Annotated in this window: 12 protein-coding genes; 6 read left to right on the plus strand and 6 right to left on the minus strand. The window is 70.8% G+C overall.

Features of this window, described 5'->3' with window-relative positions:
* Positions 1-57: 57 nt before the first annotated feature.
* The 4 genes from ABZY45_RS03855 to glnII form a co-directional block, all read right to left on the minus strand.
* Complete coding sequence (locus ABZY45_RS03855) at positions 58-705, minus strand: response regulator transcription factor (RefSeq protein WP_356735772.1); 648 nt, start codon at positions 703-705, stop codon at positions 58-60.
* Positions 690-1,955, minus strand: coding sequence for a histidine kinase (locus ABZY45_RS03860; RefSeq protein ID WP_356736576.1), 1,266 nt, complete (start codon positions 1,953-1,955; stop codon positions 690-692). The genes ABZY45_RS03855 and ABZY45_RS03860 overlap by 16 nt, the downstream gene beginning before the upstream one ends.
* A gap of 186 nt (positions 1,956-2,141) precedes the next feature.
* Entirely contained in the window at positions 2,142-2,771 is a 630-nt protein-coding gene (locus ABZY45_RS03865) for a winged helix-turn-helix domain-containing protein (protein ID WP_356735774.1), read from the minus strand.
* A gap of 390 nt (positions 2,772-3,161) precedes the next feature.
* Positions 3,162-4,196, minus strand: a complete 1,035-nt coding sequence (glnII, locus tag ABZY45_RS03870; RefSeq protein WP_356735776.1) for a glutamine synthetase — start codon at positions 4,194-4,196, stop codon at positions 3,162-3,164.
* A gap of 196 nt (positions 4,197-4,392) precedes the next feature.
* Between glnII and ABZY45_RS03875 the strand changes: the two genes are divergently transcribed.
* Positions 4,393-5,307 (plus strand): Gfo/Idh/MocA family oxidoreductase, encoded by a 915-nt coding sequence (locus tag ABZY45_RS03875; protein ID WP_356735778.1) that lies wholly within the window; start codon positions 4,393-4,395, stop codon positions 5,305-5,307.
* Positions 5,308-5,532: 225 nt separating this feature from the next.
* On the opposite strand, the gene ABZY45_RS03880 is transcribed toward ABZY45_RS03875, so the two are convergent.
* On the minus strand, positions 5,533-5,892 hold the full coding sequence (locus ABZY45_RS03880; protein ID WP_356735780.1) for an arsenate reductase family protein: 360 nt from the start codon (positions 5,890-5,892) through the stop codon (positions 5,533-5,535).
* Positions 5,893-6,011: 119 nt separating this feature from the next.
* Between ABZY45_RS03880 and ABZY45_RS03885 the strand changes: the two genes are divergently transcribed.
* From ABZY45_RS03885 to ABZY45_RS03905, 5 genes are all read left to right on the plus strand, one after another.
* Positions 6,012-6,281 carry a hypothetical protein gene (locus ABZY45_RS03885; RefSeq protein WP_356735782.1) on the plus strand — a complete coding sequence of 90 codons (270 nt, stop codon included), beginning with the start codon at positions 6,012-6,014 and terminating at the stop codon, positions 6,279-6,281.
* A gap of 78 nt (positions 6,282-6,359) precedes the next feature.
* Positions 6,360-7,166 (plus strand): hypothetical protein, encoded by an 807-nt coding sequence (locus tag ABZY45_RS03890; protein WP_356735784.1) that lies wholly within the window; start codon positions 6,360-6,362, stop codon positions 7,164-7,166.
* Positions 7,167-7,315: 149 nt separating this feature from the next.
* A complete protein-coding gene (locus ABZY45_RS03895) occupies positions 7,316-8,185 on the plus strand; it encodes an arpA protein (RefSeq protein WP_356735786.1) in 870 nt (289 codons plus the stop codon).
* A 52-nt stretch (positions 8,186-8,237) separates the two neighbouring features.
* Positions 8,238-9,044, plus strand: coding sequence for a class I SAM-dependent methyltransferase (locus ABZY45_RS03900; RefSeq protein ID WP_356735788.1), 807 nt, complete (start codon positions 8,238-8,240; stop codon positions 9,042-9,044).
* Positions 9,045-9,148: 104 nt separating this feature from the next.
* Entirely contained in the window at positions 9,149-10,897 is a 1,749-nt protein-coding gene (locus ABZY45_RS03905) for a choline/carnitine O-acyltransferase (protein ID WP_356735790.1), read from the plus strand.
* 83 nt (positions 10,898-10,980) lie between these two features.
* Here ABZY45_RS03905 and glnA read toward each other — a convergent pair whose 3' ends face one another.
* Entirely contained in the window at positions 10,981-12,390 is a 1,410-nt protein-coding gene (gene glnA / locus ABZY45_RS03910; protein WP_356735792.1) for a type I glutamate--ammonia ligase, read from the minus strand.
* Between the last annotated feature and the right edge of the window lie 179 nt (positions 12,391-12,569).

Here is a 12,569-nt window from a genome sequence, read left to right on the forward strand (position 1 = left end):
CGACGGCTGACCGAGGGAGACGGTCAGCCGTCGGCGGGACGGGGGCGGCCGGGGCGGTCAGCCGTGGTCGAGATAGGCGAGGACGGCGAGCACGCGGCGGTTGTCGTCGTCCGACGGGGGCAGCCCGAGCTTGGCGAAGATGTTCGAGGTGTGCTTGGCCACCGCCCGCTCCGTGATCACCATCTGCGAGGCGATAGCCACGTTCGAACGACCCTGCGCCATGAACTCCATGACCTCCCGCTCGCGGCGTGTCAGTCCGCCCATCGGCTTGTCCGCCGAACGCCGCGACAGCAGCTGGGAGATGACCTGCGGATCCATCGCCGTACCGCCGGCTGCGACCCTGCGCACCGCGTCGATGAACTGGTCCGCGTCGAACACCCGGTCCTTCAGCAGATAGCCGATGCCGCCGTTGCCGTCGGCCAGCAGCTCCCGGGCGTACAGCTGCTCCACGTGCTGGGAGAGGACGAGCACCGGCAGCCCGGGCCTGTTCCGGCGGGCCGTCAGGGCACACTGCAGGCCCTCGTCCGTGTGCGACGGCGGGAGCCGGACGTCGACCACGGCGACGTCCGGCTCCAACTCGGCCAGTGCCTTCGTCAGTTCAGGACCTGTCTCGACGGCTGCCACGACCTCGAAGTCGAAGGCTTCGAGCATGCGCACGAGCCCGTCGCGGAGCAGGAAGAGATCTTCGGCTAGGACAACGCGCAAGGGATCTCCATGGTCACCATGGTGGGACCGCCCGCAGGGCTGCTGACGGCCAGTACGCCGTCGAATGTACCCAGTCGGCGTTCGATCCCGCTCAGCCCCGATCCGCTTCCGACCACGGCGCCGCCCTTGCCGTTGTCCGTGACGGAGATCCGCAGCATGCCCTCCGCATGGTGCATGTCCACCCAGAGACGGTCTGCGTCGGCGTGCTTCACCGCGTTGGCCAGGGTCTCGCTGACGGCGAAGTACGCGGCCGACTCGACCGGTGCCTCGGCGCGGCCGGGCAGCTCCACCGTCACCTCGGAGGTGACCGGTAGCCGCAGGGCCAGTGCCCTCACCGCATCCCCGAGTCCGCGCTCGGCGAGCACCGGCGGGTGGATGCCCCGTACGAGGTCCCGCAGCTCGGTGAGGGCCTCGGCGGACGACGTACGCGCCATCGCCAGCATCTTCTTCGCCTGCGCCGGATCCTTCTCGATCAGCGCCTCGATGGTGCTGAGGTTCATGCCCATGGCGACCAGCCGGGCCTGCGCCCCGTCGTGCAGATCCCTCTCGATGCGCCGCAGTTCGGACGCCGCCGTGTCCACGGCCTCGTGCCGCGTCTCGGTCAGCCGGTCGATGCGGCGCTTGAGCTCATCCGGGGTGGGCGCCAGCGCCGACCGGGCCAGCACGAAGTGGAGCCGCAGCAGGGGGCCGCTCGCCCACACCCCGAGGTGGAAGATCACGATGCCGAGCAGGGCGGCGGCCAGCCCCGTCATCTGACTGTCGACCGGCACGAATCCGTACCAGTACGGGTCGTCCGCGAACACCCGCCACAGTCCGGCCGCCAGGACGAGCCCCTCCAGCGGGAAGAGCAGCAGCCCGTAGGCGAGGACCAGCACCGCGAAACCAGCGGTCATGTCGATCAGCAGCCACCGCAGATCCCGCCAGGTCGCCGGGTCCTTCAGGAGCAGTGTGGTGCGCTCGACCTGCCCGGTGAACCCGGAGCGCACGTCCTTCGGGAACGGCCGGTAGGGCACCGGGATGCTGACGTCCGACCAGGCCGACGCGAGCGCGCGGCGCCGGTCGGCGTGTCTGCGCACCAGGCCCATGAGCCACGGCGTCGTGACCAGACCCACACCCAGCAGGATGAAGGCGAGGGAGAGGAGCGACAGGACGAACAGGACGGACGAGCCCACGATGCTCGCGAAGGAGAGCGCGAACGCCCGCCCCCCGGTCCGCACCGCGGCGCGCACCCGGTTCCTTGCCGGTCTCATCATGACGTCTCCTCTCACCGGGCCCCCGTCGGATCCCGTCCGGCCTCCAGTCTGTCCTGCGCGGGGGGATCATTGTCAGCCGTTCCGCCACCCGACCGGGGTGTACCTGGCACCACCTTCCGCCCGTTCACGCAGGAGGCGGCCCCGGGACAGCTCCCGGGGCCGCCTCCTGGCCGTGCGGTGTGATCAGGGCGTGTACTTGTAGCCCACGCGCCGCACGGTCTGGATCGACCGGCGGTGCTCGGCGCCCAGCTTGCGGCGCAGCCGCGCCACGTGGACGTCGACGGTCCGCCCGTCACCCACGTGCCCGTAGCCCCAGACCGTCGTCACCAGCTGGTCACGGGTGTGCACCCGGTGCGGGTGCGCCACGAGGTGCGCCAGCAGCTCGAATTCGAGGTAGGTGAGGTCGAGGGCGACGCCGTCCACGGAGGCCGTGCGCCGCGTGGAGTCGATCTTCACGGGACCGGCCGCCGGAACGCCGGAGGCCGGGGCCTGCGGCTCCGCCACGGGCTCCGGCACCAGCTGCCGGTGCTGGGCGGAGGCCACGGCCCCGGCCAGGGCCGGCTGCTGGTCGGCGGGGACCAGCACCAGGTAACCGACCATGGCCGGCCGGCCGGGCAGCACCGGCAGGGTGTGCGCGGGAGCGGGCAGCCAGGTGGCGCCCGGCGGCAGGAAGTCCGCCACATCCGCGAGCTCGACGACCTCGTCGCGGTCGACGGCGCGCAGCCGGTGCCGGCTGGACGACAGGGTGGTGCGGGAGGTGGGGGTCGCAGCGGACGCCGCGGTGGCGGCGGAGAAGGTACGGGTGTTCGCCATGAGGGTCAGCTCTTTCGCGCGAGGAGTCGTCGAGGACGTACGTCGTGCGCGCGGGCCGAAGGCCGGGGTGAGGCGGCTTTAGAGGGCCTGCGCGTTCCACGCGCGGCAACACACCCGGTCGAAGTCGTGATGCTGACGGGAGGGCCAGAACGGCTCGAGGTCGCTGCGACCCGATGCGGTGTACTGGAAGCCTGCCATGCCCCCCATTGAAGCAGAGATCGGAGCCGGGCAGGAGAGGTCTCTCACCCGTCGATACGGACCCGGGTGCCGGCCGCCCCGCCTCCCCCTCCGCCCCGCTCGGTTGCGGTCACCGAAGGCGCTCGGCAGCGGCCGGGAACGCCGAAGGGGCGCCCGTCGGCGGGCGCCCCTTCGTACCGGATCCGGTGCGGATCAGACCTGGTCGGCCTTCTCCAGCGCGGTGCAGCAGGTGTCGACGATCAGCCGCGTGACGACGTACGGGTCGACGTTGGCGTTCGGGCGACGGTCCTCGATGTAGCCCTTCTGGTCCTGCTCGACCTGCCACGGGATGCGGACCGAGGCGCCGCGGTTGGAGACGCCGTAGCTGTACTCGTTCCACGGCGCGGTCTCGTGCAGACCGGTCAGACGGTCGTCGATGCCCGCGCCGTAGTTCTTGACGTGGTCCATCGGCTTCGAGCCCTCACCGAGCGACTCGCACGCGGTGATGATGGCCTCGTAGCCCTCACGCATCGCCTTGGTCGAGAAGTTGGTGTGCGCGCCCGCGCCGTTCCAGTCGCCCTTGACCGGCTTCGGGTCCAGGGTCGCGGAGACGTTGAAGTCCTCGGCGGTGCGGTAGAGCAGCCAGCGGGCGATCCACAGCTGGTCGGAGACCTCCAGCGGGGACAGCGGGCCCACCTGGAACTCCCACTGGCCGGGCATGACCTCGGCGTTGATGCCGGAGATGCCGAGACCCGCCTTCAGGCAGTTGTCGAGGTGCTTCTCGACGATGTCACGGCCGAAGATCTCGTCCGCGCCGACACCGCAGTAGTAGCCGCCCTGCGCGGCCGGGAAGCCGCCCTCGGGGAAGCCCAGCGGGCGGTGGCCGTCGAAGAAGGTGTACTCCTGCTCGATGCCGAAGATCGGCTCCTGGCCCGCGAACTGCTCGGCGACCGGACGCAGCGAGGCGCGCGTGTTGGACTCGTGCGGGGTCATGTCGATGTTGAAGACCTCGCACAGGACGAGTACGTCGTCGCCGCCGCGGATCGGGTCCGGACACGTGAAGACCGGCTTCAGGACCCGGTCGGACGCGTGACCCTCGGCCTGGTTGGTGCTCGAACCGTCGAAGCCCCAGATGGGCAGATCCGCCACATCCTGCGAGGGGCTCCCCGACATGATCTTCGTCTTGGAGCGAAGCTTGGCGGTCGGCTCGGTGCCGTCGATCCAGATGTACTCAGCCTTGAAGGTCACGGACGCCATCCTTTGCGGGTGCTGCGGTCTATGGTGCGCAGCTTCGCAAGACGCGATTTCCCGACCGTTGCCCGAATGTGAACCCCGTGTTACCGAGGTTTCCCGAAGGTGTCGGACGCCAGGCCCACGCCGTCCGGGGCCGTCTCACCCTGCGTCGGAACGGATACGGTCCCGCCCGCCCCGGCACACTGGCGGCATGACCACACACCCTGCTTCCGGCCCACCGATGCGTACGGGCCTCGTCGGGGCGGGCCCCTGGGCACGCCTGACCCACGCCCCCGCCCTGGCCTCCCACCCGGGTGTCCGGCTGAGCGGCGTCTGGGGCCGTCGGCCCGAAGCGGCCCGGGCTCTCGCCACCGCCCACGGCGCCGAGGCGTACTCGGGGGACGAGGGTTTCGAGGCCCTCCTGGCCGCGAGCGACGCGGTGGCCTTCGCCGTACCGCCGGACGTCCAGGCTCCGCTGGCCGCGCGCGCCGCTGCCGCCGGATGCCACCTGCTGCTGGACAAGCCGGTCGCCACCACGGTGGACGGAGCCCGTACGGTCGCCGAGGCCGCCGAGCGGGCAGGGGTCGCCTCCGTGGTCTTCTGCACGCTCCGGTTCGCCCCGGGCACCGCGGGGTGGATCGACGAACAGGCCGCGACGGGCGGCTGGTTCACGGCCAGGGCCCTGTGGATGGGCGCGCTGTTCGCCGAGGGCACGGGCAACGAGTTCGCGGCCTCGCCGTGGCGCCGGGAGAAGGGCGGACTGTGGGACGTCGGCCCGCACGCCCTCTCGGTCCTGCTGCCGGTCCTCGGCGACGTCACGGAGGTGGTGTCGGCCCGGGGCCCGGCCGACACCACGCACCTGCTGCTGCGCCACACCTCCGGAGCGTCGAGCACGGTGACGCTCGCCCTGGACGGGCCGCCGGGTGCGGTGGGCACCGAGGTCGAATTCCGCGGTGAGCGGGGAGTGGCCTCCCTGCCCACCGGAGGCGGCGACGCCCTCGGCGCCTTCGGCGCGGCGGTGGACGCGCTGGCCGACGCGGCGCGTACGGGGATCACCCACCCCTGCGACGCACGGTTCGGGCTCCGGCTCACCGAGATCCTCGCGGAAGCGGAGGCGCAGGCGTAGGCCGAAGCGCAGCGGGGGTCGTCGGCCAGTCCTGGCCGTCCACCCCTGGGCCGGACCCGAACGACCGGCCGGGGTGCCGCAGTCGGAGCCGGGAGCCCCTTCCGGCCGCCGACGCACGAGGCGATCGGCCAGACCCAGGAGGCATCGCATCCATGACGCCCGCACCCCGCCTGCCGCACATGGCTCCCGGCGCCGCCGAGATCGGCCGCCGCGCGGAGGGGTTCCTCAGCGCCCGAGCGCTTCCCTGACCGCCTCGTCCGTCCGCGCCACGACCGCCGAGCCGTCCTGCGCGGTGATGATCGGGCGCTGGATCAGCTTCGGGTGCTCCGCCAGCGCGGTGATCCACCGTTCGCGCGAACCCGCGTCCTTCGGCCAGTCCTTGATCCCGAGCTCCTTCGCCTCCGTCTCCTGGGTGCGGGTGATGTCCCACGGCTCCAGCCCGAGACGGTCGAGCACGGCCCGGATCTCCTCCGGTGACGGCACGTCCTCCAGGTAGCGGCGGACGGTGTATTCGGCACCCTCGGCGTCGAGCAGACTTACCGCGCTGCGGCACTTCGAACAGGCGGGATTGATCCAGATCTCCATGGGGCCCAGGGTACGGGAGGGAACCGCGAAATAGCCTCTGGCCAGGCACGATTGTCAGTGGTGGGCAGTAAGATGGAGGGAGTTCGTGAGGGTTCCACCACCGCGCCAGGAGGTTGCCGATGGCCGTCGCCACAGTCACGACCGAGCCGCTCCACACGCCCCTTCGGAAGAAGTCGCTCCCCGCGGGCAGGCCCCGCGAGTGGTATGTCTCGCACAACCGCCGCCTCAAGGCCATGCGTCTGGCCATCGCCCTGCTCGACACCGGCGTGTACCAGCCGTCGAGCGCCGGCAACGCCCGGATACGCGCGACGGCCGAGCGCCTCGCCATGCACCGCCCGTCCGACACCACCTGCCGCATGGTCCGTGCCCTGATCCGCTACGGCCGCTGACCGCCCGCCCGCACCCCCGAGTTCCGGGGGTGCGGGTGCCCATCCACGCCGTACGGGGCGGATGCGAGACTGCACGCCATGTCACTCGCCGACCTCACCCTCGCCCACTGGCGCACCCTGGATCCGGCCGCGTGCACGCGGTACGCCGAGGAGGCCGCCCGCCAGGTGGACGGCCGGCTGGTCCGGCTGGAGGCCGTCCCGCAGGGGGCGGGTCTCCCGCACCGAGCCGTGATCGAACGGGCGGGTGAACAGTACGCGTTGGTCCCCGGTGGCGAGGTCACCGTCGGCTTCGACGTGGAAGCCTGGCAGCCGCTCCCCGAGCAGCTCCTCTCCTACCACGAGGAGAGCCTGGCGGGCGGCTTCGGCTTCGACGCCGACCCGCGCGACTTCCTGGCGCGCGTGCTGACCCCCCGCCGCACGGTCACCCTGCCCGCCGTGCTGATGGCGGTCGAAGCCGTACGGCTCCCCGAAGTCCCCGCCCAGGTGCCCGCGTTGTTCGCCGGACGAGGCGTGCGGCTGCCGTGCCCGGACGAATGGGAGCACGCCTGTGGTGCGGGGGCCACCACGCTGTTCCGCTGGGGCGGCGCATGCCCGGCGGATGTCTCCCCGTACGGACCCGGCGAGGGCCCGCACCGTCTGCCGAACGCCTTCGGGCTGCGTATCGCCTACGACGTGTACGACAGCGCGGAGATGACCTCGGACCCCGGTTTCGTATACGGCGGCGACGGCGGAGAGGCGGTGTGCGGCGGCTACGGCACCCTGCTCGAATGGCTGCCGCTGGCCACCGCCAACCGCAATCCCGCGACGGCCGAGTTCCTCGGCGGGCCGGAGGGCGAGGACATGTTCGAGGACTTCAACGCCCGTCCGGTGATCGACCTCGGCTGACCGCGCGGATCCGAGGGCTCGCCCCGCCTCTGACCACGGCACACGCGAACGAGAAGTGTGACGTGTCACAGACAACGCAGCGGCGCTGTGGGAACTTCAACTCTGTTACTCATCAGTTGAGTTACCGACGTGCGCGTGGAGAGGGTCGTATGAGCACTCTGCAAGCCATCACGCTCGACCAGGTGGTCGACACGGACCGCTACCCCCTGTCGGACCCCGGAAGCCGCGAGGCCCGGGAGGTGGTGGCACGGGCCGGGCGCGAACTGGCCGAGGTCGGGTGCACCGTGCTGCCGGACTTCATCCGTCCCTCGCTGCACGAGGTCCTGCGCGAGGAGTGCGCGGCCATCGCCCCCCAGGCGTACTTCGACGTGGAGACCGTCAACGTCTACAACATCGACGTGGACGCCGACCTGCCCGAAGACCACCCCGGCCGGCGCACCTTCGAGCGCGGCAACGCCTTCGTCGCCCGTGACCGAGTCCCCGCCGGATCGCTCATCAGCAGGCTCTACGCCCACGAGTCGTTCCGCCGCTTCGTCGCCGACTGCTTCGGTCTGCCCCGCCTGTACGAGCTGGCCGACCCGCTCTCCGGGCTCGTCCTCAACGTCGTACGGCCGGGCGCGGAACACCCCTGGCACTTCGACACCAACGAGTACACGGTCAGCATGCTCACCCAGGAGGCGGAGGACGGCGGGTCCTTCGAGTACTGCCCGAACATCAGGTCCGCCGAGGACGAACGCTTCGACGACGTGCGGGACGTCCTGGACGGCCGCGGTGGACACCTGACCCGGCGCCTGCCCCTGCGCCCCGGTGACCTGCAGCTCTTCAAGGGCCGCTACTCGCTGCACCGGGTCAGCCCCGTCCGGGGCGGCCTCGCGCGCCACAGCGCGATCTTCGCCTACAGCGAGCGCCCGGGCGTCATCGGCAGCGTGGCACGGACCCGCCAGCTCTTCGGCCGTGTCCTGCCCGAACACCGGGCCGCGGAGGGCCGGGCCGTACGGGGCGACCAGCTCCTGGACTGACGAGCGCTCGCCGGCACCGCCACCGCCACGCGATCCACCGAGGAGAAGCCCCTTGCGTTTCGACGCGTCCGGAAAAGTCTCGCTGGACCACATCTACACCGCGCCCGACCCGCGCACCTACTTCCAGGTGCTCCGCCCCCTCGGCTACTGCGTCCCCCAGCTGGCCAAGCCCTACTTCGCCAAGATGATCAAGGAGTACCGGGAGACGGAGCGCGTGGCCGTCCCCCGGGTGCTGGACATCGGCTGCTCGTACGGGATCAACGCCGCCCTGCTTAAGTACGACGCCACCATGGACGAGCTCTACGCCCGCTACGACGGCACCGGCCCCACGTCCCGGGCCGGCCTGCTCGCCCGCGACCAGGACTTCTCCCGCTCCCGCAGCCCCGCGCACCCCCTGCGCTTCACCGGCCTGGACGCCTCCACCCCCGCCCTCGCCTACGCGCGCGAGGCCGGATTCCTGGACGACACCGTCCACGCCGACCTGGAGGCGGACGACCCCACCCCCGCCCAGCGGGAGCGGCTCGCCGGAACGGACCTGGTGATCTCGACGGGCTGCGTCGGCTACGTCACCGAGCGCACCCTCACCCGGGTCGTGCGGGCGCAGGACGGCCGCCTCCCCTGGATGGCCCACTTCGTTCTGCGGATGTTCCCCTTCGGCGCCGTGGAGGACGCCCTGGCGGAGCTGGGCTACCGAACGACGCGGGTGGACGAGGTCTTCAAGCAGCGGCGGTTCGCCGACCCACGGGAACGGACACGTGTCCTCGGCAGCATGGCCGAGGCAGGTGTGGACGCGAGCGGTCTGGAGGAGGACGGCTGGCTCTACGCTCAGCTCTACCTCTCCAGGCCCTCCCACCCGTAGCAGAAGCCCCCAGCCCCACCGACCGAGAAGAGAGAGCCGCATTGAACGTCAGTCAGGAAGCGTCAGCCGGTGCCACCTTCGCCCGTGAGGGAAGCCTGCCGCGCGTGCCGCTGCCCACACTGGAGGCGAGCTGCGAGAGGTTCCTCGCATGGTGCGCCCCCCTGCTGACCGCCGAGGAGCGCGAGGCGACCGAGGCCGAGGTCACCGCGTTCCTCCGGCCGGACGGCCCCGGCAGGAAGCTGCACGCGGCGCTGGAGGAGTACGACGCGACGGACGGCGTGCACAGCTGGCTCGACACCTTCTGGCCGTACCGCTATCTCGGCCGCCGCGACCGGATCGCACTCAACGCCAACTTCTTCTTCCTGTTCCGCGACACCGGCGCCGGACAGCTCGAACGCGCCGCGGGTCTCGTCGCCGGGGCCCTGCACTACAAGCACCGGCTCGACGAGGGGCTCATCGAGCCGGTGGAGCAGCGCGGCGTACCGCAGTCGATGGTGCAGAACGCCTACCTCTTCTCCACGACCCGCATCCCCGGCGTACCGCTGGACAGCGTGCGCGCCCCCTACAGCGAGCGGGAGCCCGGCCCCTCCACGGCCCGGCACATCGTCGTCCTCCACCGGGGCACCATGTTCCGGCTGGACGTGCTCGGCCCCGACGGCGTGCCCCACAGCCTCGACGAGATCGAGTCCGCACTGCGCGCCGTGACCAAGGCCGACGTGCACACGGCCGAGGAGGACCGGGCAGGCCACCTGACCACGATGGCGCGCGCCGAATGGGCGGAAGCCCGGCAGTCGCTCCTCGCGGGCCACCCTTCCAACGCCCGGACACTGGAGGACATCGAGACCGCCCTCTTCTGCGTCTGCCTGGAGGACTTCGCACCCGCGGACGTCCAGGCGGCCTGTGACGAACTGCTCCACGGCGACCGGGGCAACCGCTGGTTCGACAAGGCGGTCTCCTTCGTCGTCTTCGCGGACGGCCGGGCCGGCGTCAACGTCGAGCACTGCGAGCTGGACGGCACGACCGTCCTGAGTTTCACCGACGCCCTGCTCGGCACCACCCCGGACGAACACTCCCGCCGGTCCGGAGCACGCTCCGAGGGCGAGCCGGTGCCGCACCCCCTGACCTTCGAACTGGACGAGGGGCTCCGGACCCAGGTCCGCTCGGCGGCCGAGTCGTTCGCCGCGTACGGCCACGCCACGGCCACCCGTACCGTGTCGTTCGACGACTTCGGCAGCACCGCGGCCAAGGCCCTCGGAGTCTCCCCGGACGCCTTCGTCCAGGCCGCCTACCAACTGGCCCACCAGCGCGCGAAGGGCCACCTGGGCGCCACCTACGAGTCGATCGCCACCCGTCAGTACCGCCACGGCCGCACCGAGGCGATGCGCGTCGTCACGCCCGAGATGCCCGTCTTCGTCGCGGCGATGGACGACCCCGCCGCCGGCCGCGACACACGCCGCGCCGCCTTCCGGGCGGCAGCCGCGGCCCATGTGGCGCGGGCCAAGGAGTGCCAGGCGGGCCAGGCCCCCGAGCAGCACCTCTGGGAGCTGGAGCTGATCCAGCGCCGCCGCGGGGAGGAGCTCGGCGTGCGTGAACAGCCCGCCCTGTACCGCTCCCCGGGCTGGCTCGTCATGCGGGACGACTACCTCAGCACCAGTTCGGCGCCCTCCGAGAACATCCAGTACTTCGGCTTCGGCTCCACGAGCAGCCGCTGCATCGGGATCGCCTACGTCCTGCTGCCGGAGCGCTTCAACCTCTACCTGAGCACCCCGCTGACCGTGGCCGACCAGATGCACGGCTTCGCCGACCGGCTCCGCGAGGCGGTGGCGGAGCTGCGCGAACTGCTGTCGGACTGACCCGGCAGGAGCCGGTACGCCGAAGGGCCGCCGCCCCCACGTGGGGACGGCGGCCCTTCGGCATGCCGGTGAGCTCGTGACCCCTAGAGGTCGAAGTACAGCTCGAACTCGTGCGGGTGCGGGCGCAGCTGGATCGGGGCGATCTCGTTGGTGCGCTTGTAGTCGATCCACGTCTCGATCAGGTCCGGCGTGAAGACGCCACCGGCCTGGAGGTACTCGTGGTCCTGCTCGAGGGCGTCGAGGACCGCCGGGAGCGAGGTCGGGACCTGCTGGACGCCGGCGTGCTCCTCGGGAGCCAGCTCGTAGAGGTCCTTGTCGATCGGCTCCGGCGGCTCGATCTTGTTCTTGACGCCGTCGAGGCCGGCCATCAGCAGCGCCGAGAACGCCAGGTACGGGTTGGACGACGGGTCCGGGGCGCGGAACTCGACGCGCTTGGCCTTCGGGTTGGAGCCCGTGATCGGGATACGCATCGCGGCCGAGCGGTTGCGCTGCGAGTACACCATGTTGACCGGGGCCTCGAAGCCGGGGACCAGGCGGTGGTAGGAGTTCACCGTGGGGTTGGTGAATGCCAGCAGCGACGGGGCGTGCTTCAGGATGCCGCCGATGTAGTAGCGCGCCATGTCCGAGAGGCCCGCGTAACCCTGCTCGTCGTAGAACAGCGGGGAGCCGCCGGACCACAGCGACTGGTGGACGTGCATGCCCGAGCCGTTGTCACCGAAGATCGGCTTCGGCATGAAGGTGGCGGTCTTGCCGTTGCGCCAGGCGACGTTCTTCACGATGTACTTGAAGAGCATCAGGTCGTCGGCCGCGGCGAGCAGCGTGTTGAACTTGTAGTTGATCTCGGCCTGGCCGGCGGTGCCGACCTCGTGGTGCTGGCGCTCGACCTGGAGGCCGTTCTTGTCCAGCTCCATGGAGATCTCGGCACGCAGGTCGGCGAAGTGGTCGACCGGCGGGGTCGGGAAGTAGCCGCCCTTGTAGCGGACCTTGTAACCCCGGTTGTTCTCGACCGCACCGGTGTTCCAGGCGCCGGCCTCGGAGTCGATGTGGTAGAAGCTCTCGTTCGCCGACGTCTGGAAGCGGACGTTGTCGAAGACGTAGAACTCGGCCTCGGGGCCGAAGTACGCGGTGTCGGCGATGCCGGTCGAGGCGAGGTAGGCCTCGGCCTTCTTGGCCACGTTCCGCGGGTCACGGCTGTACTGCTCGCCGGTGATCGGGTCGTGGATGAAGAAGTTGACGTTCACCGTCTTGTCGCGGCGGAACGGGTCGACACGGGCCGTCGACAGGTCGGCACGGAGCGCCATGTCGGACTCGTGGATGGCCTGGAAGCCGCGGATCGACGAGCCGTCGAAAGCCAGTTCCTCGGCCGGGTCGAAGGTCGCCGCCGGGATCGTGAAGTGCTGCATCACACCCGGCAGGTCGCAGAACCGGACGTCGATGAACTTGACGTCGTTGTCGGCGATGTACTTCTGGACTTCGTCGGCGTTCTGGAACATCCAACTCCTCCTACTCCCGACCCGGGAAAGGGCGGGGTTGTAGCTCATTGTGCGGCCAGTGCGGTGGCACACGCTGGACCCGACCATAGGCAGACCGGATTTCTCAAGCGTGACCCATTTGTTTCGCCCAAGTTAACCGGGGCGGCAGCGGGCGGCACCTCAACGCCCTGTTCCGTGCC

It is taken from the genome of Streptomyces sp. NPDC006516, assembly GCF_040611875.1.
In the GTDB taxonomy this organism is placed as follows: domain Bacteria; phylum Actinomycetota; class Actinomycetes; order Streptomycetales; family Streptomycetaceae; genus Streptomyces.